Source organism: Streptomyces specialis (genome assembly GCF_001493375.1).
Lineage (GTDB): Bacteria > Actinomycetota > Actinomycetes > Streptomycetales > Streptomycetaceae > Streptomyces > Streptomyces specialis.
On the sequence record NZ_LN929896.1, the window covers coordinates 273745 to 300059 of the forward strand.

Sequence of the window (26315 nt, forward strand, 5' to 3'; positions counted from 1 at the left end):
CCGAACCGGACCCGCCGGGCCGGGCCGCGCCCTACACTGACCCCCGTGCGGGGCGCCATCACCCCGGGACCGCCTGACCCACGGTCCGGACGGGGGCGCGCGGGCCGAGGCCGCACACCACTTCCGCTTCGCGGCGCCCGCCCGGCCGCCGTTCCCGGACGCTGTCGTCCGCCGCGAGGCCCGACGACCGAAGGATCGACGTGACACCGAACGTGCGACGCAGGGCCGTGCTCGCCCACTCCGTCGGCGGCCTGCTGGCGGCCTCGTCCCTGGGGGCGACGGCTCGGGCCGCCGGGCGGAACGCCGCCGGGCCCCCGGCCGGGGCCGGGTGGAGGCGCGTCGAGGGGCCCGGCCTCGACATCGGCACGGGCACCGGCTCCGCGGCCAGGACCATGGCGGCGGACACCGTCGAGGGGCCGTACCGGCTGGTGTCGGTGCGGAACGGCCGTTACGTGTCGACGGAGGTCTCGTACGCCGCGCCGTACACCGGTCTGCTGCGGGCGCGTTCCCAGACGGCGGGCGGCTCGTGGGAGAAGTACTGGTTCGACTGGGACAACGCCTCGGAGTCCTACGCCCTCCGCTCGGCCGCGACCGACCTGTACGTGGCCGTCGAGAAGAGCTGGACGGGAGCGGACAACGGGCTGCTGCGCGCCAGGTCGGCCGGCGCCGGCGGGTGGGAACGGTTCTCCGTGTGGTTCAACGACACCACCGGGCACTACGTGCTCCAGGCGCATGCCAACGGTCTCTTCGTGGCCATGGAGAACAGCTACACCGGGATCCGGCAGTACGCCCTCCGGGCCCGGTCCTCGGACGCGAACGGCACCTGGGAGGCGTTCGACATCGAGGACTGACCGGCCCGGGGCGGGCACTCGCCCGCCCCGGCCGCACCTTCAGCGGCATCGCCTTCGAGCCGGGCTCAACTCCCGGCGTCGGCCCGGGACTTCTCGAACCTCACGGCCTCCGCGTCCACCACCGTGACGCCGAGGACCCGTAGTTCCGCCTCTGTCTCGCGCGGCACCCGCGCCTCGTAGGTGCCGTGCGCCCCGCGCGCCAGGGCCACCCGGTGGCCCCGCGCCAGCGCCGCCCGCGCCGTGGCCCGTACGCAGAACTCGCTCTGTAATCCGGCCACCACCACCCCGGAGCCGGGCGGGATCAGCGACGCCAGCCCGGTCCCGGCGAAGGCGTCGGGCTCCGCCTTGTCCACCACGTGCTCACCGTCGCGCACCTCGTGGATCAACTCCCAGCCCGGTGTGCCCTGTTCGTCGGGGTCCCCGGCCACGCCGCAGTTGCGCACATGGACGATCAGCGAACCGGCCGCGCGGGCCCGCCCCAACAGCCCCTCGATCGCGGCCGACACGGCCGCCGCGCCCGCCACCGGCGCGGGTGGCGCCAGCATGTTCCTTTGCACGCCCAGGAGAAGCAGCACGGAAGCCATCCGGGCAGGGTAACGACCGCGTGTGACGCCCGGATCACACGGCGGGCGCGGCACGGGAACATCGCCGGGTCCGGTCAGCCGGCGTCGTCCTCCGCCGGGCCCGCGTGCCACATGCCCTTCAACTCCTCCCAGCTCAGGGCCGGTCCGGACAGCGGCCGGGCGGCCGGGGCGCGCAGCCCGTCCAGCAGCAGCTCCACGGAGCGGCGGTGGAGTTCCACGACGCGCGCGGTCGGGGCCGGCAGCCGCGCGTTGAGGTGGTCCAGGCTGAGCATGATGTCCCCGGCGCCCACGTCCTCGCGCAACGCCCCGGCCTGCTGGGCCCGTTGCACGATCGTGTCCACGGCGACCCGCAGCCGTTCGGCGGCGGCGTCGATCTCCGGGGTGGCGGCCAGCCGGCCGCCGACGATGGAGAGCATGCTGCCGCCGTCGTTGTCCGGCCACAGGCTGCCGGTCATGAACTCCACGAACCCGTCCCAGGGATCGGGGTGCGCCGCCGCCGACTCGGCCAGCTCGGTGAGCCGGGCCATGGCCGCGAGCTGGATGCGCCGGACGAGGTCCTCCTTGCTGCCGTAGCGGCGGTACAGACTGCCCATGCCGATCCCGGCCCGCCGGGCGATCAGCGAGACCGGGGCGTCCCAGCCCGACTCGGCGAAGACCTGCCGCGCGGCCCGCAGGAGCCGCTCGTCGTTACGGCCGGCCTCCGCCTGCCTTCCCCTGGGGGGCGTGGGGCGCTCGGTTCGCATGGATGACTCCGACTCCGCTCATGAGGTCCGTCAGCGGGTGGCCGCCCCCTGGGGGGCGGACGCCCCGGCCGCCGGCGCCGGTCCCGACCGGTAGGGGCGGGGACGCAGCACGGCGACAAGAACGATACCCACCACGCCCAGCGCGGCGGCCAGCCAGAAGCCGGTGGTGAACGCGCTCTCGGCGGGAACGCCGCTGCCGGCGACCGTCCTGGCCTCCAGCAGGGCCGCGGCGGCCTGGCTGCCGATGGCGCTGCCAACGGTCCGGACGACCGTGTTGAGGCCGTTGCCGGCGGCGAGTTCGTGGCGGGGCACGATGGACGCCACCAAGTCGGCCAGGGCGGCGAAGCCGAAGCCGGAGCCGGCGCCCACCAGGCAGAAGAGCGCGGCGAGTTCGAACGTGCCGCCGTGCCACACCGCGGTCGTCACCGCGCCGAGCGTCATCAGGATCATGGCGACGAACAGCGGGGCGCGCGGCCCGAACCGGGCGGCGAGCGGCGCGGTCGCGCCGCCCGCGGCCATGGTGCAGATCGAGGCGGGCAGGAGCAGCAGGCCGGACTCGACGACCGAGTGGCCCTGTCCGTACTCGGCGACCTCGCCCGGCATCTGGAGCAGCAGCGGCAGCAGCACGTAGAAGAAGAACGGCACCACGCCGAGGAGCAGGGCGGCGAGGTTGGTGACCAGCATCGGCGGGTGCGCGAAGAGGCGCAGGTCGACCAGCGGGTCCTTCTGCCGGTTCTCCACCACGACCAGCACGGCGAACAGCGCGACCGAACCGGCGAAGAGCCCGAGCAGGCCGGGGGACGTCCAGCCCCACGCGTCGCCCTGGGTGATGCCGAGCAGCAGCAGCGACAGCGCGCCGGCCAGCACCACCGCGCCGACCACGTCCACGCGCCGGTCGGCGGCGCCGGGGCGGCGGGTGGTCTCGGGCACGAACCGCAGCACGAGTCCGGCGGCCACGACGATGAGCACGGCCTCGAAGCCGAACATCCAGCGCCAGGAGTGGTCCTCGATGATGAGGCCGCCGACGAGGAGGCCGAGGCCCGCGCCGCCGCCGAGCATGGCGGCGGTGACGCCGAAACTCGCGGCGATCCGTTCCGGCGGCATCGACTCGCGGATGATCGCCAGGGCGAGCGGCAGCATCGCCATGCTGACGCCCTCCAGGGCGCGCATCGCGATCAGGGTGCCGACGTCGGGCGCGGCGGCGGCGCCGAGCGTGCTCGCCAGGAAGGCGCCGAGCGCGACCAGCAGCATGCGGCGGTGCCCGAAGCGGTCGCCGAGGGCGCTGAGCACGGGGGTCAGGACGGCGGAGCCGAGGAGGAACGCGGTGATCAGCCAGGCGGCGGTGCCGGTGTCGGTCTCCAGCTTCTCGGTCAGGACCGGCAGCGCCGGGACGACCATCGTCTGCATGAGGGTGTAGGAGCCGACCGACACCAGCAGCGCGGCGAGGAGCGCGTTGGGGTTGGGCCGGGAGGCGACTGGGGTTGTCATGCACCCGATGCTATCGGAGCGGAGCGCTCCGATCCACAGTTAGGGCGCACCCACGGGCGCCCGCCGGCCCCGCGCGGCGCCGTGCGAGAATGCGTCCCCGATGCGCCGAACACTTCTCGCACATGACGACGATGGCGACGGCCCGGAGGTGCTGCTCCTGCACTCCTCGGTCTGCGACCGCCGGATGTGGGACCCGCAGTGGCGGCTGTTCCTCGACGCGGGGTTCCGCGTGCTGCGCTGCGACTTCCGCGGCTTCGGCGACACCCCGGCGGCCGACGCCCCGTACCGCGACGCGGACGACGTCGTGGAACTGCTCGACGCGCTGGGCATCGGCCGGACGGCGGTGGTCGGTTCGTCGTCGGGCGGCCGGGTCGCGCTGGAGCTGGCCGCCCGCCGGCCGGAACGGGTCACGGCCCTGGCCCTGTTGAACGCGGGCGCGCCCGGCCACGAACCGGGCGACGCCCTGCGGGCATTCGGCGAACGGGAGAGCGCGCTCATCGAGTCCGGCGACCTCGCGGGCGCCGTCGAGCTGAACGTCGCCACCTGGCTGGGACCGGACGCCGACGGCAACACCAAGGCGATGGTCCGGCTGATGCAACGGCACGCGTTCGACGTCCAGTTGGCGGCCGACGACGTCGAGCAGCCGGAGGTGGACATCGACCTGGGCCGGATCACCGCCCCGACCCTGGCCGTCGCGGGCGCGCACGACCTGGCCGACTTCCGCGCGATCGCCGCCGCACTGCCCGACGCGGTGCCCGGCGCCCGCCACGTGGAACTGGACTGGGCCGGACACCTGCCCAGCCTGGAACGCCCCGCCGAAACGGCCGCGCTGCTGCTGGACTTCCTCACCGGCCACACCGGACACACCCGGTAGGCCGGGGCGCGCACGAGGCGCGTCGGCCCGGTCCGGCGCGGATCAGCGGCGCGGCGGGCGGCCGTCGTGGGTCACCCGGACGAACGGCTCGCGCGGCGGCCCGCTCCGGGTCAACGGCCCGTACGCGGACGGGCGGCGGAACGCGTCGCCCCACGTCTCGCGCCGCCGGTACGCGCGCAGCGCGCCGAGGTCGAAGACGGCCGGATAGATCCCGGGATGTTCACCGGCCTCGACGCACAGCGTGTCGCGGTAGTCGCCGTCCTCGTCGAACGGCATGCCGTCGAACGCCACCGAGTGACCCCAGCCCGGGCCCGCGTAGTTGGCCATGGCGACACCCACCATGTTCTCGTAGGCCCGGGTGCGGAACTGCGCGATCCGGTGCTGTTCGAGGTCGCAGGCGTTCGGCGTCAGGATCAACTCGGCGCCCGCCAGCATCAGCGCGCGGGCGCTCTCGGGGAACTCCCGGTCGTAGCAGATCATCGCGCCCACCCGGACATCGCCCGCCGCCGTGTCCAGGGTCACGACCCGGAAGGCGTCGCCGGGTTCGAGCGAGGACTCGGACCAGGCGAACGCGCACAGGTGCACCTTGGCCTGGGTGAGCACCGGTTCGCCGTGCCGGTCGATGAGGGAGACGGTGTTGCGGGGCGGGCCGTCCCGGCGTTCGAGGTAGGTCAGGGCGACGGCCATGTCCAGCTCGGCGGCCAGCTTGCGGAAGTGGGTCACGAACGGCGAGTCCGGGCCGACGGGATCGCCGTGCCACGCCTCGCGGTGGCCGGGGACGCCGACGGGCTCCTCGCCATCCCACAGCTCCGGATGGCGATGGATGTTGGTCTCGGCCTGCTCGGACGTGGCGGCCGAGGCGTAGCCGTTGCTCCACATCTCGGGGAACAGGGCGATGTCGGCGCCCAGCGCCTTGGCGCGGCGGCACGCCGCCTCGCCCGCGTCGCGGTTGGCGGTGAGGTCATGGCCGGGACGGTCGAGCTGGAGCAGCGCGACGGTCAGGAACTCACGCACGGGAAAGGCTCCTTCGTGGCTGACTCGGTCTGCGGCACGGTCACGAAGGGATCCCCGGTGGTCCCCTGGCCCGGGGGCGGTCGTCACAGCGCGCGACCACGGTATCCCGGCGAATCCGGTACGGACCGCGCGGCCGGCCACAACGCGGGGAGGCGGCAGTGCCGGTGCGCGGACCCGTCCGGGGGAGCCGGGACCTCTGCCCTGCACAGCGGAGGTACCGGCTCCATGCCCGGAGTCTGCCGGAACATCGCCCGAAATCCAGCACCACACGGACAATTTCAGTCGCGTTGCGTATCCCCTCAGCTACCAACCGGTGAAGATTCAAGTTCGTGGCAGAGGCTGCCACCTGCGGCTTGGACCCGCGACCGCCGCGTATCGGACGAATCGGCGCCCGCTCAACACGGCTGGAATTCACGGTTTTCTGCCGCGCCGCACGGCGGATGGGCTGGTCACAGACATATGCCAGGGCTCACCGGCGCCCCCGGAACCCCCTGAGCACGCTATCAATCAGCCAGCGAACGTGGGCCATTTCACACCGGTCTCTTCTCCTCACCCCGCCGGCGCCGCCGCCAGCGCGGCGGCGACCGCCGCGATGTGCCCGGCGCCGACCCGGCAGCAGCCGCCGATCAGCCGCGCGCCCGCCGCGCGCCAGGACACGGCCGCGCCGGGCGCGTACGTACCGGGCCCCCGCCAGCGGCGGCCCACCGGGTCCCACTCCTCGCCGCTGTTCGGGTACGCCACCACGGGCTTGCCGGTCACCCCGGCCGCCAGCGCCACGGCGTCCGCGACGTCGCCCGGGGCGCAGCAGTTGACGCCCACCGCGATCACCCGCGGCTCGTCCGCCGCCAGCGCGAACGCGTCGGCCAGCGGCTGCCCGGCGCGCGTGCGGTCACCGGCGATCGTGTACGACAGCCAGACCGGAATCCCGCAGCCCCGCACCGCGCGGAGCAGCGCCTCGGCCTCGACGATGTCGGGCACGGTCTCCAGCGCGAGCACATCGGGCCCGGCCTCGGCCAGCGCCGCCACCCGCGGCCGGTGGAACCGGGCCAGCTCGGCGACGCTCAGCCCGTACCGCCCCCGGTACTCGCCGCCGTCGGCGCGCACCGCGCCGTACGGCCCGACCGAGGCGGCGACCCACTCCGCACCGGCGCGGCGGGCCAGCCGCACGCTGTCGCCGAAGAGCCGGGCCGCCGCCGCCCGGCCGATGCCCCGGCGGGCGAAGCCCTCGAACGACGCCTGGTAGCTGGCGGTGGTCACCACCCGCGCGCCGGCCCGGACCTGGGCGGCGTGGGCCGCCACCAGTTGCTCCGGCTCGTCGGCCAGCAGCCGGGCTGTCCACAACGCGCCGGACAGGTCGCAGCCCTGGGCGAGGAGTTGGTCGGACAGGCCGCCGTCGAGGACGAGGGTGGCGCGGTCCAGGGGTGGCGCGGTCACCGGCGGCCCCCGTTCACCGCACCCGGGGCATGACCCGGTCGGCGATCAGCTCCAGATGGTCGAGGTCGTCCAGGTCGAGGATCTGGAGGTAGATCCGGGACGAGCCGGTCCTGGCGTAGCGGCCGATCTTCTCCACGACCTCCTCCGGCGTGCCGGCCAGGCCGTTGCTCCTGAGTTCGTCCACCTCACGGCCGATGGCCGCCGCGCGGCGGGCGACCTCGGCGTCGTCCCGGCCGACGCAGGCGACCAGGGCGTGGGAGTAGACCAGTTCCGCCGGGTCGCGGCCGGCCTCCTCGGCGGCCCGGCGCACCCGGTCGAACCGGTCGGCGCTGTCCTCGACGGAGGCGAAGGGGACGTTGAACTCGTCGGCGTACCGGGCCGCCAGGCGCGGGGTGCGCTCCTTGCCCATGCCACCCAGCAGCACCGGCACCCGGCGCTGGGCGGGCTTGGGCAGCGCGGGCGAGTCGGTGAGCCGGTAGTGGGCGCCCTCGTAGGAGAACGTCTCACCGGCCGGCGTCCCCCACAGCCCGGTGACGATGGCGAGTTGCTCCTCCAGCCGGGAGAACTTCTCCTTCGGGAACGGGATGCCGTACGCGGTGTGTTCTGCCTCGAACCACCCGGCGCCCAGGCCGAGTTCGACCCGGCCGCCGGACATCGCGTCGACCTGCGCGACCTGGACGGCCAGTACGCCGGGCAGCCGGAAGGTCGCGGCCGTCATCAGGGTGCCGAGCCGGATGCGGCTGGTCTCCCGGGCGAGTCCGGCGAGGGTGATCCAGGCGTCGGTGGGCCCCGGCAGCCCGTCGACCCCGCCCATCTTGAGGTAGTGGTCGGACCGGAAGAACGCGTCGAACCCCAGCTCCTCGGTGGCCCTGGCGACGGAGAGGAGGGTGTCGTAGCTCGCGCCCTGCTGCGGTTCGGTGAAGATACGGAGATCCATGGACCCATTCTCGGTCCGCGCGGCCCGGCGCGGCGCCCGGCACTCCCGCGTCAGCGGCCCGGCCGGAGGCGGGCGACGCGGTGAGCCGGGCCGCGTCGCCGCCGGGGACCCCGTCGCACGCCGCCCGGAAGACGCAGCGGCGCGGGGCGGAACGGGTGACGCCGGCGCCCTCGATGACGGCCGGCCGGCCGCCGCCCCACGCGGCGAACAGGGGAACGGGACGTGTCGCCCGCACGATCCACCGCCAGGAGGGCGGCAGTCGAGCCCATGACCATCCGGGACGGCACGCCTCCCGACGGCTCAGATGGCGTACTTCTCCTCCACGCGCACCCGCAGGTGCATGTTCTCCCGGCTGTTGAGGTCCTGGAGGATTCCCTCCGCCCGCGCCTCCTCGGCCCGGGCCGCGTCCTCGCGCCCGAGCCCGCGCAGCGCCGCCGCCAGCCAGGTGCGCTGCTGGGCCACCACGAACGGGTCGAACGGCTGCTCGGCCGCGTGCCCCAGCGCCCGGCGGGACCACAGGGCCGCCTCCTCGAACTCCCCCACCTCCAGGTGGTACTCGGCCAGCACCCCGGCGGCGATCGTCCGCTCGTACGGCAGCGGCGCGGTCTCGTAGTTCCCGGTGAGCAGGTCGAACGCCGTGGCGTGGTGGCCGAGGAACAGGTGGCACCGCGCGAGGTTGTTGACGAGCTGCGGCCGGAACTCGTCGATCCCCGCGGCCCGTGCCTCCTGAAGCGTCCGTTCCGCCACCTCCACCGCCTCGGCGAGCTTCCCCGAAGACCCCAGGCACGGCACGAGGTTGAGCGTCATGGCGAGAGCCTCGGTCCGCTCGCCGACCGACCGGCACAGCTCGATGCCCCGGTGCAGCAGCTCGACTCCCCTGATCCCGTCGCCCTGCTGGCCCGCCACCTTCCCCAACTGCCCGTAGGCCACGGCCCGCGCGAAACGGTCACCGCGCCGCTCCCCCACCTCCAGCACGATCTCGCACAACCGCCGCTGCGCCCGCCAGCTCAGCCGCGTCCCGAAGTAACTCTCCAGCGCCCGCACGCTCTCCAGCGCGAACGCCGACAGCGGGCGCCCGGCCAGTTCGTCCCCCGCGTCGTGCGCGGGCGCCGCGAGCTGGCGCGCCAGGGCGATCACGTCCTCCAGCACCTCGTCCACCCACGGCAGCGCCTCGTCCGCCGAGGCGAACACCCGCCCGCCCGGGAAGCGGTCCGCCCCCGCCCGGTACCGCACGCGGTAGAGCTCCGGCAGCGCCAGCGGCTCGTTGACCCGGGCGAGCGAGCCGGGGCACCACGCGGTCCAAGGCCTCCTGCAGACTGCTCAGTTCTTTGTTGGTTTTGTCCAAGCAGAAGGCGGAATCCGATTTTCCTCCTTGACTCGTGGGCTCGGAGATTTTTATAGGGGCCGGGCCCCCCCCCCCCCCGCCCCCCCCCCCCCCCCCCCCCCCCCCCCCCCGCCGACCGCTCCGGGGGCAGCCGCGCGGCCCGCCACACCGCCGCCGACCGCACCAGATCGTGCAGCGTGTACACCCCGGGCCGGGGGCTGCGCGCGATCTGCGCGTCCGTCAGCCGGTCCAGGGCCCGCCGCGCGGCGCCCGCCGGGCAGCCGACGAGCGCGGCCACCGACCCCGGGCTGTACGACCGCACCGCCGCCGCGCCCAGCAGCGGGAACATCCCGGCCGCGAGCCGATGGTCCGGCTCGGCGCCCGCCGCGAGCTGGCCGATGCTCACCATCAGGCTCGCCCGCACCTCCACGCCGTCCGCCGCCGTCCCGTCCGCCCGCCGCCGCTCGTCCGCCAGCACCGCCGTCCAGTCCGCGGGCCGCCGGCCCGGTCGGGCCGCCATCCGGGCGGCGACGATCCGCAGCGCCAGCGGCAGCCGCCCGCACAGCGTCACCAGCTCCTCCCACTCGCGCCGCGTCCCGCGCTCCGCCGCCCCGCCCGCGAGGGCCTGGACGAACGTCACGGCCTCCGCGACGGTCAGCGGCGTCAGGCGCAGACGGTGCCCGCACCCGACCCCGGTCAACGCGGCCCGGCTGGTGACCAGGGCCGCCGCGCCCGGCTCGTCCGGCAGCAGCGGCGCCACCCGCGCGGCGTCCGGCGCGTTGTCGAGGAGCAGCAGCCCCCGCCGGCCCCGCAACTGCTCGCGGTAGAACGCGGCGGCGGCGGCCGGGTCCCGCGGCAGCTCCTTGCCCGGCGTGCCCAGGGTGGCCAGGACCAGCCGCCGCGCCTCGGCGACGTCCGGCGGCGGATCGCGCGGATCGGCACCGCGCAGATCGACGTACAGCAGGCCGTCGGGGACCCGGTCGGCCCCCTCGCGGGCCGCCCGCGCGGCGAGTGTCGACTTGCCGACCCCGCCGGGCCCGTCGATCAGGCAGACGGCGGGCGCGGCCACCGCCTCGGTCAGCCAGCCGCGTATCCGGCCCAGCTCCGGCCCGCGCCCCAGGAACGTGCCGGCGCCCGGCGGGAACGCCCCGGCCGGGCGCCGGCACGTTCCTGGGGCGCGGGCCGGAGCTGGGCCGGATTCGCGGGGGGCGGGAGGATGGAGCGAGGGCCGGGGGGGTGCGCCCCCCCCGCCCCCCCGCGGGGGCCGCGGGGGCGCCGGGCGCCGCCCGCCCGGCCGCGTCAGGCGCTCGCGCAGCGGGTGCGCGCGGCTCTCCGCCAGCAGTTCGTCCACGATTTCCGCGTGCCCGCCCAGAGCGAGACGCAGCTCGGCGCGCTCCTCGACGGCGAGCAGCCGCAGCTCCACCAGCCGGGGCTGTTCCAGGGCCCGCAGCGGGCTGTCGCCCAGATCCGCCAGCGGCGCCCCGCGCCACAGTTCCAGCGCCTCGTCCAGCAGGCTTGCCGCGTGCTCGGGGGCCCGCGCCGCCATCTCGCGCGCGCGCCGCAGCGCCTCCTCGAACCGCCCGAGGTCCGTCTCCTCCCGGTCGGCCCGCAGCACATACCCGCCGGGCACCTCCCGCACCCGGCCCCCGGGAACCGCCGCGTTCAGCCGGGCGACGCCGTCGCGCAGCGCCACCCCGGCGCCGGCCGCCCGGTCACCGGCCCACACCCGCGCGGCCAGTTCACCGGCCGGCACGGCCCGCCCCGCCCGCAGCGCGAGCGCCACCAGGATGGCGCGCTCCACGGGGGCGGTGACGGGCAGCGGCGTGCCGTCGTCCGCGAGGACCCGCAGTGGACCGAGGAGCCGGATGTCCAAGGGAAACTCCCAACCGACACCACGCCGGTACATGAGCACCACAGCGCGCGTGTCCGGCTCCCCACCCTACCGACGGCCCATCACAAGAGGGTTACCGCGCGGAGGCCGCCGTCACCGGCTGAAGGATCGCCACACACTCCATGTGCTGGGTCATCGGGAAGAGGTCCAGCGCCCGCAGGAACCGGGGAACGTACCCGGCCGTCCGGAAGTGCGCCAGGTCACGGGCGAGCGCCGCCGGGTCACAGGCCACGTACGCGATCCGGCGCGCGCCCAGCGCGGCCACCCGGCGCACGACCTCCTCGCCCGCGCCCGCCCGGGGCGGGTCGAGGACCACGAGGTCGGCCTCGGTGATGCCCGTCCTCGGCAGCACCTTCGCCACCGTGCCCTGCTCGACGCGGACCCGGGGGAAGTCCGCCAGGTTGTGGCGGGCGTCCTCCACCGCGCGCCGGGACGCCTCGATGCCGAGGACCGCGCCCCGCTCCCCGAGCCGCTCGGCGAGCGCCCCGGCGAACAGGCCCGCGCCACAGTACAGATCGAGGGCCATCTCGCCCTTGCGCGGCGTCAGCCCCCGCATCACCGCGTCCACCAGCACCCCGGCCGCCTCGCGGTGGCTCTGCCAGAACCCGCCGCCGCTCACCCGCCAGGTCCGGTCGTCCGCCCGCTCCCGGACGAACGCCCGGCCGTGCACCCGGTGCACGGGGTGCTCGCCGCCGCGCCCGCGTTCCCCCTCGGCCCGCATCACCGAGACCGGCCGGTCCAGCTCGACCAGCGGCAGCCGGGCGCCGGGGCGCGGCGTGAGGATCGCCATGCGGTCGCTGGACCCGGTGGCGGCGATCGCCTCGACCGTCGCGATCCCGGGCCAGCGGCGATGCTCGATGCCCAGCTCGGTGACGCCCTCGGCGGCGATCAGACAGCGGTCGACCGGCTCCACCTCGTGCGAACGGTGCCGCCGCAGCCCGGCCCTGCCCTCGTCGTCCACCGCGTACTGCACGCGCGTGCGCCACGCGGGCACCTCGCCGGGCGCCACCTTGTCACCGGGTGCCGGCTCGACCGTGCCGTCCCAGCCGGCCTCCTCGGGCGTCAGCCCGGCCAGCGCGCGGAGCTGCTCGGCCAGCACCTCCCCCTTCAGCCGCCGCTGCGCGCCCGGCTTCACGTGCTGCCAGTCGCAGCCGCCGCACTTCCCCGGCCCGGAGAACGGGCAGGGCGCCGGGACCCGGTCCTTCGACGCGGTCAGCACGGTCACGGCGTCGGCCCGCAGGAAGCGGGAATCCTCGCGGCCCTCGGTGACGCGGGCGACGACCCGCTCGCCGGGCAGCGTGTGGCGGACGAACAGGACCTGCCCCTCGGCGGTGCGGGCGACGCAGTGCCCGCCGTGCGCCACCGGGCCGACCTCGACCTCGTACTCCCGGCCCACCAGGGAGGCCGCCATGGACGAGGAGTGTGCGGTGGGCATGACGAAGGGCTCCAGAAGGATAGGAAGGACAAAGGGGTGGGGGGAAAGGCGGAGGACGGTCCAGTCTACGGCCGCGGCCCGGGCCGCTGTTCCCGGTGCCGGTCCCCGTTACGGCCGCGGTGCCCCGCCCCGCGCCGGACGGCCCCGGGCGCGTCCAGCGGATGCCGCCGCCTGGCCCGCTCCCGGGCGGCCTCGGCGGAGTCGAGCTGCCACGGCACCGAGGTGACGGTCACACCGGGCGTGAGCAGCAGCCGGGCCTTGAGCCGCAGCGCGCTCTGGTTGTGCAGGATCGCCTCGTACCAGTGGCCGACCACGTACTCCGGGATGATCACGCTCACCACATCGTGCGGGTGCGCCTTCCGGAGCTTCTTCACGAAGCGGATGAACGGCTGGGTGATCTCCCGGTAGGGGGCGTCGAGGACCTTCAGCGGCACATCGAGATGCCGGTGCCGCCACTCGGCCTTCAGCTCCGCCGCCGCCACCGGGTCCACGGCGATGGTGACCGCCACCAGGCTGTCCGAACGCAGCAGCTTCGCGTACGACAGGGCACGCAGCGTCGGCTTGTGGATCTTCGACACCAGCACCACGGCGTGCACCTGCGACGGCCGCACGCCGAGCTCCTCCTCCGGCACGTCCAGCGCCAGTTCCTCGGCGACCCGGTCGTAGTGGCTCCTGATCCCCGTCATCACGGCGTAGAAGACGGCCATGCCGACGATCGACACCCACGCCCCGTGGCTGAACTTGGTGACCAGCACGATCACCAGGACGAGGACGCACAGCGCCGCGCCGAAGCCGTTGAGGGCGCGGGCGCGGTGCACGCGGCGGCGGGCGGCGGGGTCGCGCTCCTGCCCGAGCACGCGGTTCCAGTGCCGGACCATGCCGCTCTGGCTGAAGGTGAAGGAGACGAACACGCCGACGATGTAGAGCTGGATGAGCCGGTTGACGTCGGCCTGGAAGGCGACGACGAGCAGCGCCGCGAGGAAGGTCAGGAAGACGATGCCGTTGCTGAAGGCGAGCCGGTCGCCGCGGGTGTGGAGCTGCCGCGGCAGGTAACGGTCCTGGGCGAGGATCGAGCCGAGCACCGGGAAGCCGTTGTACGCGGTGTTGGCGGCCAGGAACAGGATGAGGGCGGTCGCGGTGGTGAGGAAGACGAACGCGACCGATCCTGAGCCGAACACCGCCGCCCCGACCTGGGCGATCACCGGGTCCTGGTGGTAGCCGGAGCCCGCCGGCTCCCCGCCGATCAGCAGATCGCGGGCCGGGTCCTCGGCCAGCCGCACGTCGGTGTGCAGGGCGAGCGTCATCACCCCGAGGAACATGGTCGCCGCCACCCCGCCCATCAGGGCCAGCGTGCTCGCCGCGTTCCGCCCCTTCGGCTGCCGGAACGCGGGCACCCCGTTGCTGATGGCCTCCACGCCGGTGAGCGCGGCGCAGCCCGAGGAGAACGCGCGCAGCAGCAGGAAGGCCATCGCGAAACCGGCCAGGTCGGTCTGCTCCGGCACGATGTCGTAGTCGGCGGTCGGCGCGCGCATCGTGTCGTCCAGCACCAGCGCCCGGAAACCGCCCCATGCCACGGTGCCGAGCACCCCGACGACGAACGCGTAGGTGGGGATGGCGAAGAGCGTGCCGGACTCCTTGACGCCCCGCAGGTTCATCAGCATCAGCACGGCGATGACGGCGAGCGCGCACAGCACCTCGTTGCGTTCCACGAAGTGCGCCGCGGACCCGAGGTTGTCCACTCCGGCGGACACCGAGACGGCGACCGTCAGCACGTAGTCCACCAGCAGCGCGCCGCCCACGGTCAGCCCGGCGCGGCGGCCGAAGTTGCTGGAGACGACCTCGTACGCGCCGCCGCCGTTGGGATACGCCTGCACGGTCTGGCGGTACGAGGCGACCACGGTGAGCATCAGCACCACGACGGCGACGGTGATCCACACGCTGTTGTGGTAGGCCGACAGCCCGGCGATGGACAGGATGAGGAGCACCTCGCCCGGCGCGTAGGCCACCGAGGACAGCGGGTCCGACGCGAACACCGGCAGCGCGACGCGCTTGCGCAGCAGCGTCTCGCCCAACGCGTCGCTGCGCAGCGCGCGGCCGAGCAGCAGGCGTTTGGTGCCTTCCATGGGCACACCGTATAGCGTGGTCCCGCGCGGAGGAGATCTATGCACATCGTGATCATGGGCTGCGGCCGGGTCGGCGCGACCCTCGCCCAGAACCTGGAGGAAAGGGGCCACTCGGTCGCGGTCATCGACCAGGACCCCACGGCCTTCCGACGGCTCGGGTCCCGGTTCGGCGGCCGGCGGGTGACCGGACTCGGGTTCGACCGGGACACCCTGACCGAGGCCGGCCTCGCGGACGCGGGCGCCTTCGCCGCGGTGAGCAGCGGCGACAACTCCAACATCATCGCGGCCCGGGTGGCCCGCGAGGTGTTCGGCGTGGAGAACGTCACGGCCCGCATCTACGACTCGCGGCGCGCCGAGGTCTACGAGCGGTTCGGCATCCCCACGGTCGCCACGGTCCGCTGGACCGCCGACCAGATGCTGCGCCGGCTGCTCCCGGCGGGCGCCGAGCCGCTGTGGCGCGATCCCAGCGGCGGGGTGCAGCTCTCCGAGGTCCACATCACCCCCGCCTGGGTGGGCCACCGGGTGAGCGCCTTCCAGGAGCGGACGGGGGTGCGGGTGGCGTTCCTGACGCGCATGGGCGAACCGACCCTGCCGGACGCGCGGACGGTCCTCCAGGAGGGAGACCTGGTGCACGTGATGATGTACAGCGACCGGGTCGCCGAGGTCGAGGCGGCCTGCCTGCTGGGACCGGAGGACCCGGCATGAGAGTGGTGATCGCGGGCGCCGGCGCGGTGGGACGCTCGATCGCGGCCGAACTGCTGGAGAACGGGCACGAGGTGCTGCTCATCGACAAGTCGCCGCAGGCGGTGTCGGTGGCGCGGGTCCCGGAGGCGGAGTGGCTGCTGGCCGACGCCTGCGAGGTCACCACGCTGGACGAGGCGGCGCTGGAGCGCTGCCAGGTGGTGATCGCCGCGAGCGGCGACGACAAGGTCAACCTCGTGGTGTCGCTGCTGGCGAAGACCGAGTACGGCGTGCCGCGCGTGGTGGCGCGGGTGAACAACCCCAAGAACGAGTGGCTGTTCAACGACGCGTGGGGCGTGGACGTGGCGGTGTCCACCCCGCGCCTGATGTCGGCGCTGGTGGAGGAGGCGGTGAGCGTGGGCGACCTGGTGCGCCTGCTCCGCTTCAGCCAGGGCGAGGCCAACCTGGTCGAGCTGACCCTCCCGGAGGGCGCCACCCTGGTCGGCACCCGCGTCGGCGAGGTCGCCTGGCCGCAGGACACGGCCCTGGTGACGATCATCAGGGGCTCCCGGGTCCTGATCCCGGACCCGGACGACGCCCTGGCGGTGGGCGACGAGCTGCTGTTCGTGGCCGCCCCGTCCCGCGAGGCGCAGCTCGAACAGCTCCTCTCGCCCCGCGGCCGGAAGCTCTGACCGGAAGTCCTGACCGCCCGCTCAGCGGGGCGGGGTCGGCTCCGCCGCCGGCGCCGCCCCGGCCTCGGCCGCCCGGGCGGCCTCCTCCTCGGCCTCCCACTCGGCGATCACGTCGATCGGCGCGGGCGCCTTCACCAGGATGATCCACGTGAAGTAGACCGCCACCAGGAACGGCGGGATGCCCAGCGCCACCCGCAGCCAGCCGAGCTGCGTCGCGTCGCCCCAGAAGTAGATCGGGAAGGTGATCGCCGACTTGGCCAGCAGGATCCCGCCCCACACGTAGCTGGCCTTGGTGTACGCCCGCTTCCGCCCCGGGTTCCGGGTGCGCCAGGACAGGTTCTCGCGGAACACCGGCCCCAGGATCAGCCCCAGCAGCGGCACCCCCGCCAGCGACGTCACCACGTATGCCACGCCCAGCCCCAGCGTGTAGAGCATGCCGGGCAGGTAGAAGTTCTTCGCGTCGCCCGACATCATCGCGAAGGCCGCGCCGAACGCCACCCCGAAGACGCCGCCGAGGGCGTGCTTGAGGGTGTCCCGCCGCAGCAGCCGGAGCACGGCGAGCACGGCGGAGACGCTGAGCGCGGCGATGGCGGAGACGTGGAGGTCGCGGTTGATCGTGTAGCTGAGCACGAAGACCAGGCCGGGCACCGTCGTCTCCACCATGCCCCGGACGCCGCCGAACGCCTCGAAGAACGCCGCCCGCGTCGCGGCCTCGTCCGCGACCTGCTCCGCGATCCGCCGGTCGGTGCCGCCGGACGCGCCGGGCGTGACCGCCTCGTCGGGGCGGTCGGGACGGTCGGGCCTGTCGGATGTGGTCACCCGGCTACTCCTGTTCACGGGGGTCACGCGGTTGCAGTCGGTATCGGGGATTGAACAGCACCGGCCGGCCGTGCGTCATCGCGATGCGCCCGGAGGCCACCAGCGCACGGCCCGGCTCTATGCCGGCGATCGCCCGCCTGCCCAGCCAGACCACGTCGAGCGACGCCGAGCCGTCGTCCAGCTCGGCCTGGAGGGCGGGCATCCCGGCCACGGTCCGCTCGGTGACCGTCCGCAGCGTACCCGTCACGCGCACCACCGGGCGGCCCTCGGGCCGCTCGCGGCAGTCGCCGATGCGGGTGCAGCCCGCGTCCGCCGGCTCCGCCGCGACCGCCAGGTCGCCGTCCTCGTCCGGCCCGGAACGTCCCAGCAGCCGCCACAGCCGGCCGCCCCGCCGCCCGCTCCCCGAGCGGCCATCCGCACTCATGCCATCAGCGTAACGGTCAGCGCTCGAAGCGGTAGCCCATGCCGGGTTCGGTGATCAGGTGGCGGGGCGCGGACGGATCGGCCTCCAGCTTGCGGCGGAGCTGCGCCATGTAGACCCGCAGATAGTTGGTCTCCGTCCCGTACGAGGGCCCCCAGACCTCCCGCAGAAGCTGCTTCTGGCCGACCAGCCGGCCCGCGTTGCGGATCAGCACCTCCAGCAGATGCCACTCGGTCGGGGTCAGCCGCACGTCCCGGCCCTCCCGGTGCACCTTCTTCGCCGCGAGATCGACGGTGAAACCGTCCGTCTCCACGACCGCCTCCTCGCCGCCCGCGCCGGGCTCGGCCCGCCGGACCGCCGCCCGCAGCCGGGCGAGCAGCTCGTCCATCCCGAACGGTTTCGTCACGTAGTCGTCGGCGCCCGCGTCGAGGGCCTCGACCTTCTCGTCGGAGGTCTGCCGGGCCGACAGCACGATGATGGGCACCCGGCTCCAGCCCCGGATGCCGCCGATGACCCGCACGCCGTCCATGTCGGGCAGCCCGAGGTCGAGAATCACCACATCGGGGTGCCGGTCGGCGGCCAGCCGCAGCGCCGACGCGCCGTCCACGGCGGTGTCCACCTCGTACTCGCGCGCCTTGAGGTTGATCACGAGCGCCCGCAGGATCTGCGGCTCGTCATCGACCACGAGCACCCGGTGCATGGGCCGCCCCCTTCCTCGCCTGTCCGTCCGGTGTCCTGTCCGGCGTTCCCGCCGCCGGCAGCGTGAGCACCATGGTCAGCCCGCCGCCGGGGGTGTCCTCGGCGGCGAGCGTGCCGCCCAGGGCCTCCGCGAAGCCGCGCGCGACGGCGAGCCCGAGGCCGACACCGTTGCCGCGCGGGCTGTCGCCGTACCGCTGGAACGGCTCGAAGATCCGTTCCTTGTCGCTGTCCGGGACGCCGGGCCCCCGGTCCACGACCCGCAGCTCCACCCGCCCGCCCAGCGCGCTGCCCCGCACCAGCACGGGCACCCCGGGCGGGCTGTACTTGACGGCGTTCTCCACGACGTTGGCCACGACGCGCTCCAGCAGCCCGGGGTCGGTGGCGACGAACGGCAGCGACTCGGGGATGTCCAGCTCCACCCCGGCCTCCGGCACGCCGCCCAGCGCGCCGGGCACCACCTCGTCCAGATCGACGTCCCGGATCAGCGGCTCCACCGTGCCGGTCTGGAGGCGCGAGGCGTCCAGCAGGTTCCCGACGAGCTGATCGAGCCGGTCCGCGCCCTGCTCGATGCTCTCCAGCAGGTCGGCCTCGTCCTCCTCGGACCACGCCACGTCGCCGGACCGCAGCGACGAGACGCCGGCCTTGATCGCGGCGAGCGGCGTGCGCAGATCGTGCGAGACGGCCGCCAGGAGGGCGGTGCGGATCCGATTGCCCTCGGCCAGCTTGTGCGCGCGGCCCGCCTCGTCCCGCAGCCGCTCCCGGTGCAGGATGGCGGCGGCGTGGGCGGCGAAGGCGGTCAGCACCCGGCGGTCCTCGGCGGGCAGCACCCGCCCGGCCAGCGCCAGCGTGGCGTGGTCCCCGACGGGCACGTCCACGTCGGCGTCGTCCGGCGCGTTCACCTGCCTGGCCCAGGGCGTGGCGGAGACGCTCCGCACGCGGCTCCACGTGCGGCGTTCGGTGTCGCGCTCCAGCAGCGCGGCGGTCTCCATGCCGAACGTCTCCCGGGCGCGGGTCAGCAGCGCGTCGAGGGTGTCCTCGCCGCGCAGCACGCTGTCCGCGAGCAGCGTCAGCGTCTCGGACTCCGCGCGCAGCCGCGCGGCCTGCTGGGTGCGGCGGGTGGAACGGTCCACCACCATGGCCACCCCGACGGCGATCACGAAGAACACGACGATGGCGACGGCATGACCGGTGTGGGCGACGCTCCACCGGTGGGTGGGCGGGGCGAAGTAGTAGTTCAGCAGCAGGGAGCCGCAGACCGCCGACGCCAGCCCCGGCCACAGCCCGCCGACCAGCGCCGCGAGGACGGTGGCGGTGAGGAAGAGCAGCACGTCGCCGGAGAGCCCGACGCCCGGCGGCGGCTCGGGCAGGAACCACGTCAGCAGCAGCGGAACGGCCGCCGCGATCACCCAGCCGCCGACGACCCGGGAACGGCCCAGCCGGGCACCGCGCGCGACGGGCAGCCCCCGCCCCTTGGCCACCTCGTCGTGGTTGACGATGTGCACGTCGAGGTCGGAGCCCGACTCGCGCGCCACGGTCACCCCGACGCCGGGCCCGAGGACGAACTGCCAGGTCTTGCGGCGGCTGGAGCCCAGCACGATCTGGTTGGCGTTGACCCCGCGCGCGAAGTCCAGCAGCGCGCGCGGCACGTCGTGCCCGATCACGTGGTGGAACGTGCCGCCCAACTGCCGCACCAGCGTCCGTTGCGCGGCCAGCTCGGGCGGCGAGGCGGAGGTGAGGCCGCCGGAGCGGGAGACGTGGACGGCGAGGATCTCGCTGCCGGAGCTCTTGGCGGCCATCCGGGCGGCCCGGCGGATGAGGGTGCTGCCCTCGGGGCCGCCGGTGAGACCGACCACGATGCGTTCGCGGGCGTGCCAGGTGGAACGGATGCCGTGCTCGTCGCGGTACCGCCGCAGGTGCGCGTCCACCCGGTCCGCCGTCCACAGCAGCGCCAGCTCCCGCAGCGCGGTCAGGCTGCCGGGCCGGAAGTAGTGCGACAGCGCCGCGTCCACCTGGTCCGGGGCGCAGATGTTGCCGTGCGCGAGCCGGCGGCGCAGCGCCTCGGGCGCCATGTCCACCAGCTCGATCTGGTCGGCCCGGCGCACCACCTCGTCCGGCACGGTCTCCCGCTGCCGCACCCCGGTGATCGCCTCCACGGCGTCGCCCAGCGACTCCAGGTGCTGGACGTTGAGCGTCGATATGACGTCGATCCCCGCGTCGAGCAGCTCGTCCACGTCCTGCCAGCGCTTCTCGTTCCGCGAGCCGGGGGCGTTGGTGTGCGCCAGCTCGTCCACCAGCGCGACCGCCGGCCGGCGGCGCAGCACCGCCCCGGTGTCCATCTCGGCGAGAACGCCGTCGCGCGAGCGCGCCTCGACGCGTGGCACCTGCTCCAGGCCGTGCAGCAGCGCCCGGGTGCGCGGCCGGTCGTGGTGCTCCACCAGCCCGACGACCAGATCCGCGCCACGCTCGACCCGGCGGTGCGCCTCGGCGAGCATGGCGTACGTCTTGCCCACCCCGGGCGCGGCCCCCAGGTAGACGCGGAGTCTGCCGCGACGTGCCATGGCCTCATTCTCGTCCGCCCGCCGGGAAACGGGGGCCCCTCCCGGCTCCAGCGGCATCAGAATTCCGTATGAAATTCGGCATGTCGCCTCGTAGGGGCGGCGAGGGGCGGAATCTCGGCCGTTTCCCGGCAAGTGTGCCCCGGGTGCGGACAGGAGCGATACGGTGACCGTCAGTCTTCGGGTCGTCGCACCGATGGGGTGATTCCGATCGCCGCAGAGTCCCCGCTGTCCGCGTGGCTGCACCGGCTGGACGCCGGGCGGTTGCGCGACCTGCTCGCCGCCCGCCCCGACGTCGCCCGCTCCCCGGGGCCGCAGAGCCTGGGAGAGCTGGCCTGTCGGCTGACGGAGCAGAAATCGGTGGCCCGGGCCCTGGCCAGGCTCCCGCTGCGCTGTTTCCAGGCCGCCGAGGCGCTGGCCGCGCTCACCGCCCTCACGGTGCCGGAGGAGGGCGTGCCCAGGGACCGGCTCACGGCCCTGCTCGGCGACCCGGGCCCCGGCGTGGACGCGGCGCTGACCGAGCTGACCCGGTACGCCCTGGCCTGGCGGGACGACGACGGGCGGCTGCGCCTGGCCGACCCGCTGCGGGAGACCTGGCCGGCGCCGCTCGGTCTCGGCCCCGGGCTGCGGGACCTCATGGCCGCGAAGAGCGACGACGACCTGCGCGCGATGCTGTCGGCCGTCGGCCTCACCCCGCCCGCCGCCCGGCACGAACGGCTGGCCGCGCTCCTCGACCACCACCGCGACCCCGACCGGCTGGCCGCTATCGCCGCGGCGGCGCCCCGGGAGACGCGCGAACTGCTGGCCAGACACAGCCGGACCGTCTGCGAGGAGCGCGAGTCGGCGTCGGCGCCGGCGCTGCGGTGGGCGCTCGACCGCGGCCTGCTGGTGCGCGCCCGGCACGGATACGGGCCGGCCAGGATGCCCGCCGAGGTGGCGCTCGCGCTGCGCGGCAAGGGCTGGCGGGCCCCGTTCGCCCCCAACCCGCCCGTGCCCGAGCTGACGCCGGTGACCCGCGACGCCGTCGCCGACGAGGCCGCGGCGGCGGCCTCCGCGTTCGCCGGGCAGGCCGCCGCGGTGCTGGCGGTGTGCGCGGCCGGGCCGCCGGTCCGGCTGAAGACCGGGGGCGTCGGCTCCCGCGAGCTTGCCCGCCTGGGCACGGCGGCGCGGTGCGGGGAGACGGAGGTGCGGCTGGTGCTGGAGACCGCCCACGCGGCCGGGCTGCTGGCCCGCGACGGCGACCGTTACCCCGTCACCGACGCCTACGACCGGTGGGTGGAGCGGGACCCCGCGTTCCGCCTGATCGCCCTGGTGCGCGCCTGGTGGTCCCTGGCGGGCTCCCCCACCCGGTCCAGGGACGCCGAGGGCCGGGTGCTCCCCGCCCTGCTCGACGGGCTCCCGCCGCGCAACGACCGGCTCGCCGCCCGCCGCGCGCTGCTCGGCGCCGCCGCTCGCCTGCCGGAGGGCAGGGGAGCGGCCGACCTGATGGCCTTCGGCGCCACGATCGCCTGGCACCGGCCGATGGCCAGACGCCTGGACGACGACAGCCCACCGTTCGCCACTCTGCTGCGCGAGGCGGCCATGCTGGGCGTGCTCGCCCGGGGCACCCTTTCCCCGCTCGGTGCCGCCCTGCGCGCGGGCGACGAGCGGCGCCTGGCGGAGGCCGCGCGCCTCCTGCTGCCCGCCGCCACCGAACAGGCGCGGATCGGCGGCGACCTGACCGCCGTCGTCACCGGCACGCCCTCCGCCCGGCTCGAACGCCTCCTCGACTCCGTCGCGGACCGGGAGACGCGCGGCATGGCGTCGGTGTGGCGGTTCACGCCCGCGAGCGTCCGCCGCGCCCTGGACGCGGGCGGGACGGCCGAGTCGATCGATGCGGACCTGCTCGCCGTCACGCGCGGCCCGCTGCCGCAGCCGCTGCGCTACCTGATCACCGACACCGCCCGCCGCCACGGCCGCCTCCAGGTGGTGGCCACCGCCTGCGTGATCCACGCGGCGGAACCCGCGCTCATCACCGAGATCCTCCACCACCGAGGGCTGTCCGGACTCGGCCTGCGCAGACTCGCGCCCACCGTCCTGGTGGGCGGCACCGCGGCGCACGAGACGCTGACGACCCTGCGCGACCAGGGCTACGCGCCCACCTCCGAGGCCGCCGACGGGACGGTCCGCGTGGAACGGCCCGAACGCGCCCGGGTCCGGGCGGTCCCGCCCCAGCGGCGGTACGGCACGCCGCGCGTGGACGGGGGCGAGCTGGACGTGATGGCCGTCCGGCTGGCGGCGGTGCGCACCGAGACCGAGCGGCTGCTCACCGACCTCGCCACGGACCTGCCGGCTTCCGAGATCGGGCTGCTGGCCCACGCGATCGACAACGACCGCCCGGTCGTCATCGAGAGCCGGGACGAGCGGGAGCTGCTGACCATCCACGACATCAAGCTGTCGGCCCCCGGCATCGACGCCCGCTGCGCGGGCGCCGGAGACCGCCGCCACTTCCTGCTCTCCCGCCTCGTCGGCGTCCTCGCCCCGCGCTAGCCGCCCCTGACCCCCGACCCACGATCCCGGGCCGCTGCCGCCAGGGCCGGGCCCTGCGATGTGGCTCTTCCCCCGCCCCGTCACGAAGCGTGAGGTGACCACGGGCTTGACGAGGAAGTGCGCCGGCGACTGCTGGAAGGCATCCGATCCGCCCATGCCGCCGAGTCCGTCGCGGGGGTGCGCGGGAAGCGGCGGATCTGGACGAGCGGGCCCGCGCGTGGCAGCTCGCCCCCACCTGACGGCCGTCCCGCGTGACACCGGCCCTCCGCCGGCCGAGGCCGCGCGTCCCACCCGCTCCCTTCGCGCACCCGCTGACTCCGGCCGGCAGGCCGCGCATCCGGCGCGGTGTGTCGTCGAGACGGACGGCCGCCGCGGCGAGCCGGGGAACGTTTCCCGGCTCGGCCACACCACCGCCACCGGTGGGCCGACGGCGCCACCGACCTGCCCGGACCACACGCCCAGGGCCTCTCTTCCGGATCTCGGTGGGGCCACGCCGGTGGTACCTCTCAGGCCCCCGAGGGCCTGGGGGACACGCGGCCTGATCCACAAGATCCAAGAGACAGGCCCTAGCGGCGCGGCGGCGGGGGTGCCAGCCGTTCGTGGCCCTCGCGCTGGTGGCGTCTGCGGCGCAGGACCACGGCGAGGTCGATCGCGGCCAGCAGGGTCAGCAGGGCACAGCCGAGGGTGAGCCAGGCCAGCTCGGCGGGGCTCGGCTGATCGCCGGAGTCGCTGGTGGCCCACCAGACGGCGAACGCGCCGGTGAGGGCCGCGAAGAGCGGCACGAAGACGCAGGAGAGCACCAGCCGCATGCGCAGCGGGCTGTAGGCGGTGACCGGCTCGGTGCCGGTCCGGGGACGGCGTCCTCGGGTCATGGCGGCCTCCTCGGCGGCCTCGGCGGCCTCATCAAGGAGGCCCCCGGGTACCCGTCGGACGCACCGATGACACACCCCGCCGCTGCGGCGGGGGGTGTGCGGTGACGTACCGTCCGCGCGAGGCGCGCTAGCGGACCTCGGAGATCTCCGGGCCGCGGCGGAGCGAGTCCAGGCCCCCGGCGAACCGGGAGACCGTGCCGCCGTCGGCGGCCTCCTCCTTCTTCACGCCGTCCGGAACCATCTGGGCGTCCTGCGGCAGCTTGAGGACGATCGGGTCGCGCGGCGCCATGGGCGACTGGCCGCGGACCACGACGGTGTCCCGGAAGATCTGCTCCAGCAGGCCGGCGGCCTGCGGCTGCACCGCGCCCTGGCCGGAGATGACGCCGCGCAGGAACCAGCGCGGGCCGTCCACCCCCACGAACCGCACGACCTGCATACCGCGCTTGCCGTCGGGAAGCTGGACCGGCACCCGGGCCCGCAGCTCCCAGCCCAGCGGCCCCTCGATCTCCTCGATCACACCGCCCTGCTGCGTGATACCGGCGCCGATCTCCTCGCGGACCTCGGCCCAGATGCCCTCGCGACGCGGCGCGGCGAAGGCCTGGAGCTGGATCGCGCTGTCCTTGACCACGACGGTGGCGGCGACGATCGCGTCCCCGGCGACCTCGACGCGCAGCTCCATGCCCTGCACGCCGGGCACGAAGAGACCGCCGAGATCGACCCGGCCCTCGGACGGCTTGCCGACCTCGCTCACGTCCCAGGGGCCGTCCGGCCGCGGGGCCGGCTCCAGCCTGACGCGGCGCACCTCTTCCTCGTCGGGCTCGTCGGCAGCCTCCTCCCCGGCGGTGGCCTCGAGCGCTTCCTCGGGCTCCTCGTTCCGCTTACGACGCCGTCCGAACACGTCAATGTCCTTTCCGGTCGGCAGTCCCGCCGGGACCGACCGCAGCATAGGGGTTGTGCGCGCCGGCGTGCCCACCCGTGGAGCCGAAACCCCCCGCGGCCCGCGCCGATCCCGGGAGCTCCGCGACCTCGTGGAAACGCACCGTCTCGACCTGCTGGACGACGAGCTGGGCGACCCGGTCGAATGGCTCGAAACGGACGGTCTCCCGCGGGTCCAGATTGATCACGATGACCTTGATCTCCCCACGGTACCCGGCGTCGATGGTGCCGGGCGCGTTCACCATGGCCACCCCGCAGCGGGCGGCGAGGCCGGAGCGCGGGTGCACGAAGGCGGCGTACCCGTCGGGCAGGGCGATCGAAACCCCGGTGGGCAGCACGGCGCGCTCGCCGGGAGCCAGCTCGGCGGCCCGCGTCGTCACGAGGTCGACGCCCGCGTCGCCGGGGTGGGCCCGGGTCGGGATCGGGACCGCCGAATCGGTCCGCCGGATCAGGACGTCAACCGGGGCTCTGCTCAGGGCACTCACGATGCAGACCCTACCGCCGACGGCGGGACGGGGAGGCGAGCCTGCCATGCTTGGCCATATGAAGCCGTATGACGAGCGACTGACCGTGCCGAGGGCCTGGTGGGCGATGGCCGCGCTGGGCGTCGTCCTCCTCGGCGTCGCCCTGGTGCCCCTCGGGGCGGTGCCGCTGCTGTGCGGGCTGGCGGCGGGCGGGGCGCTGTGCGGGGTGGCCCTCAGCACCTACGGATCGGCCCGGATCCGGGTGGTGGCCGACTCGCTGATCGCGGGGCAGGCCAGAATCCCCCTCGCCGCCCTGGGCGAGGCTCGGGCGCTCGACGCCGACGAGGCGCGCGCCTGGCGCACCCATCGTGCGGATGCCCGAGCTCATATGCTCCTTCGGGCCTATATCCCGACGGCCGTACGGGTCGAGGTCACCGACCCGGCGGATCCGACGCCCTATCTGTACCTGTCGACCCGCCGTCCCGACCGTCTGACGAAGGCTCTGGCCGCCGCCCGCCCGGACGCGGGCTAGTCCCGTTCCGGGCCGGCGGTCACGCCGCGCAGTCGCGGCAGACCGGCTGACCGTCCTTCTCACTCGCGAGCTGGGACCTGTGATGGACCAGGAAGCAGCTCATGCAGGTGAACTCGTCGGCCTGGCGCGGCAGCACGCGAACCGACAGCTCCTCGTTGGAGAGATCGGCCCCGGGCAGCTCCAGGCCCTCGGCCTGCTCGAACTCGTCCACGTCGACCGTGGAAGCCGACTTGTCGTTCCGCCGGGCCTTGAGCTCCTCGATGCTGTCCTCGTTGACGTCATCGTCGGTCTTACGTGGAGTGTCGTAGTCGGTTGCCATTTCGTTCTCCCCCTCCGGGTGTCTGTGGTATCTCCAGCGCACGTAACGCGCGGGGGGCCGGACTTTGTGCCCGACCCGAGGCGGAGATTTTGCCTCAC

At 74.7% G+C, this 26315-nt stretch carries 24 protein-coding genes; 6 read left to right on the forward strand and 18 right to left on the reverse strand.

Translation table 11 applies throughout. The annotated features are described in order from the left end of the window. The first annotated feature begins 200 nt into the window (after positions 1 to 200). On the forward strand, positions 201 to 851 hold the full coding sequence (locus BN2279_RS19465; protein WP_234348011.1) for a fascin domain-containing protein: 651 nt from the start codon (positions 201 to 203) through the stop codon (positions 849 to 851). 65 nt (positions 852 to 916) lie between these two features. Here BN2279_RS19465 and BN2279_RS19470 read toward each other — a convergent pair whose 3' ends face one another. From BN2279_RS19470 to BN2279_RS19480, 3 genes are all read right to left on the reverse strand, one after another. Next, entirely contained in the window at positions 917 to 1435 is a 519-nt protein-coding gene (locus BN2279_RS19470) for an isochorismatase family protein (protein WP_079032318.1), read from the reverse strand. A gap of 74 nt (positions 1436 to 1509) precedes the next feature. Next, positions 1510 to 2178, reverse strand: a complete 669-nt coding sequence (locus BN2279_RS19475) for a TetR/AcrR family transcriptional regulator (protein ID WP_059011410.1) — start codon at positions 2176 to 2178, stop codon at positions 1510 to 1512. Positions 2179 to 2208: 30 nt separating this feature from the next. Next, positions 2209 to 3666, reverse strand: a complete 1458-nt coding sequence (locus BN2279_RS19480; protein WP_059011412.1) for an MFS transporter — start codon at positions 3664 to 3666, stop codon at positions 2209 to 2211. A gap of 100 nt (positions 3667 to 3766) precedes the next feature. Between BN2279_RS19480 and BN2279_RS19485 the strand changes: the two genes are divergently transcribed. After that, positions 3767 to 4540: an alpha/beta fold hydrolase gene (locus BN2279_RS19485; protein ID WP_059011414.1), complete on the forward strand. Its 774-nt coding sequence runs from the start codon at positions 3767 to 3769 to the stop codon at positions 4538 to 4540. 42 nt (positions 4541 to 4582) lie between these two features. Here BN2279_RS19485 and BN2279_RS19490 read toward each other — a convergent pair whose 3' ends face one another. The 7 genes from BN2279_RS19490 to BN2279_RS19520 all read right to left on the reverse strand — a co-directional run bounded on the left by BN2279_RS19490 (position 4583) and on the right by BN2279_RS19520 (position 14698). Beyond that, complete coding sequence (locus BN2279_RS19490; protein WP_059011416.1) at positions 4583 to 5554, reverse strand: carbon-nitrogen hydrolase family protein; 972 nt, start codon at positions 5552 to 5554, stop codon at positions 4583 to 4585. A 549-nt stretch (positions 5555 to 6103) separates the two neighbouring features. After that, complete coding sequence (mmuM, locus tag BN2279_RS19495) at positions 6104 to 6988, reverse strand: homocysteine S-methyltransferase (protein WP_059011418.1); 885 nt, start codon at positions 6986 to 6988, stop codon at positions 6104 to 6106. A 13-nt stretch (positions 6989 to 7001) separates the two neighbouring features. Further along, on the reverse strand, positions 7002 to 7925 hold the full coding sequence (locus BN2279_RS19500; RefSeq protein WP_059011420.1) for an LLM class F420-dependent oxidoreductase: 924 nt from the start codon (positions 7923 to 7925) through the stop codon (positions 7002 to 7004). 300 nt (positions 7926 to 8225) lie between these two features. Beyond that, positions 8226 to 9116 (reverse strand): hypothetical protein, encoded by an 891-nt coding sequence (locus BN2279_RS19505; RefSeq protein WP_159037286.1) that lies wholly within the window; start codon positions 9114 to 9116, stop codon positions 8226 to 8228. Beyond that, positions 9059 to 11122: an AfsR/SARP family transcriptional regulator gene (locus BN2279_RS31090; protein WP_159037287.1), complete on the reverse strand. Its 2064-nt coding sequence runs from the start codon at positions 11120 to 11122 to the stop codon at positions 9059 to 9061. The genes BN2279_RS19505 and BN2279_RS31090 overlap by 58 nt, the downstream gene beginning before the upstream one ends. 91 nt (positions 11123 to 11213) lie before the next feature. Beyond that, positions 11214 to 12575, reverse strand: a complete 1362-nt coding sequence (locus BN2279_RS19515; protein ID WP_059011426.1) for a class I SAM-dependent RNA methyltransferase — start codon at positions 12573 to 12575, stop codon at positions 11214 to 11216. A 65-nt stretch (positions 12576 to 12640) separates the two neighbouring features. Then, positions 12641 to 14698 carry an APC family permease gene (locus tag BN2279_RS19520; protein ID WP_059011428.1) on the reverse strand — a complete coding sequence of 686 codons (2058 nt, stop codon included), beginning with the start codon at positions 14696 to 14698 and terminating at the stop codon, positions 12641 to 12643. Positions 14699 to 14737: 39 nt separating this feature from the next. Here BN2279_RS19520 and BN2279_RS19525 point away from each other — a divergent pair, with 39 nt between their 5' ends. Both BN2279_RS19525 and BN2279_RS19530 read left to right on the forward strand, forming a co-directional pair. Continuing rightward, on the forward strand, positions 14738 to 15403 hold the full coding sequence (locus BN2279_RS19525; protein ID WP_059011430.1) for a potassium channel family protein: 666 nt from the start codon (positions 14738 to 14740) through the stop codon (positions 15401 to 15403). After that, positions 15400 to 16071 (forward strand): potassium channel family protein, encoded by a 672-nt coding sequence (locus tag BN2279_RS19530; RefSeq protein ID WP_059011432.1) that lies wholly within the window; start codon positions 15400 to 15402, stop codon positions 16069 to 16071. Before BN2279_RS19525 ends, BN2279_RS19530 begins: the two co-directional genes overlap by 4 nt. 21 nt (positions 16072 to 16092) lie before the next feature. On the opposite strand, the gene BN2279_RS19535 is transcribed toward BN2279_RS19530, so the two are convergent. Genes BN2279_RS19535 through BN2279_RS19550 form a run of 4 tightly spaced genes read right to left on the reverse strand, consistent with a single transcriptional unit; the run spans position 16093 to position 20568 of the window. Continuing rightward, complete coding sequence (locus BN2279_RS19535) at positions 16093 to 16890, reverse strand: DUF3159 domain-containing protein (RefSeq protein WP_079032319.1); 798 nt, start codon at positions 16888 to 16890, stop codon at positions 16093 to 16095. A 4-nt stretch (positions 16891 to 16894) separates the two neighbouring features. Beyond that, positions 16895 to 17314: an OB-fold nucleic acid binding domain-containing protein gene (locus BN2279_RS19540; protein WP_059011434.1), complete on the reverse strand. Its 420-nt coding sequence runs from the start codon at positions 17312 to 17314 to the stop codon at positions 16895 to 16897. 16 nt (positions 17315 to 17330) lie between these two features. Then, positions 17331 to 18011 carry a response regulator gene (locus BN2279_RS19545; protein WP_059011436.1) on the reverse strand — a complete coding sequence of 227 codons (681 nt, stop codon included), beginning with the start codon at positions 18009 to 18011 and terminating at the stop codon, positions 17331 to 17333. Next, on the reverse strand, positions 17986 to 20568 hold the full coding sequence (locus tag BN2279_RS19550; RefSeq protein WP_059012575.1) for an ATP-binding protein: 2583 nt from the start codon (positions 20566 to 20568) through the stop codon (positions 17986 to 17988). Before BN2279_RS19550 ends, BN2279_RS19545 begins: the two co-directional genes overlap by 26 nt. A 198-nt stretch (positions 20569 to 20766) precedes the next feature. Here BN2279_RS19550 and BN2279_RS19555 point away from each other — a divergent pair, with 198 nt between their 5' ends. Then, positions 20767 to 23094 (forward strand): helicase-associated domain-containing protein, encoded by a 2328-nt coding sequence (locus tag BN2279_RS19555; RefSeq protein ID WP_059011438.1) that lies wholly within the window; start codon positions 20767 to 20769, stop codon positions 23092 to 23094. Between the two features lie 566 nt (positions 23095 to 23660). On the opposite strand, the gene BN2279_RS19560 is transcribed toward BN2279_RS19555, so the two are convergent. The 3 genes from BN2279_RS19560 to dut all read right to left on the reverse strand — a co-directional run bounded on the left by BN2279_RS19560 (position 23661) and on the right by dut (position 25378). Continuing rightward, a complete protein-coding gene (locus BN2279_RS19560; RefSeq protein ID WP_059011439.1) occupies positions 23661 to 23966 on the reverse strand; it encodes a DUF6343 family protein in 306 nt (101 codons plus the stop codon). A 127-nt stretch (positions 23967 to 24093) separates the two neighbouring features. After that, positions 24094 to 24864: a DUF3710 domain-containing protein gene (locus tag BN2279_RS19565; RefSeq protein WP_059011441.1), complete on the reverse strand. Its 771-nt coding sequence runs from the start codon at positions 24862 to 24864 to the stop codon at positions 24094 to 24096. Position 24865: 1 nt separating this feature from the next. Beyond that, complete coding sequence (gene dut / locus BN2279_RS19570) at positions 24866 to 25378, reverse strand: dUTP diphosphatase (RefSeq protein ID WP_059012576.1); 513 nt, start codon at positions 25376 to 25378, stop codon at positions 24866 to 24868. Between the two features lie 67 nt (positions 25379 to 25445). Between dut and BN2279_RS19575 the strand changes: the two genes are divergently transcribed. After that, on the forward strand, positions 25446 to 25898 hold the full coding sequence (locus BN2279_RS19575) for a DUF3093 domain-containing protein (RefSeq protein ID WP_059012578.1): 453 nt from the start codon (positions 25446 to 25448) through the stop codon (positions 25896 to 25898). Positions 25899 to 25917: 19 nt separating this feature from the next. Here the strand turns inward: BN2279_RS19575 and BN2279_RS19580 are convergent, their stop codons facing one another. After that, the gene (locus BN2279_RS19580) at positions 25918 to 26217 is read right to left on the reverse strand and encodes a DUF4193 domain-containing protein (RefSeq protein ID WP_059011443.1); all 300 of its coding nucleotides are present in this window, start codon (positions 26215 to 26217) and stop codon (positions 25918 to 25920) included. Positions 26218 to 26315 lie beyond the last annotated feature (98 nt).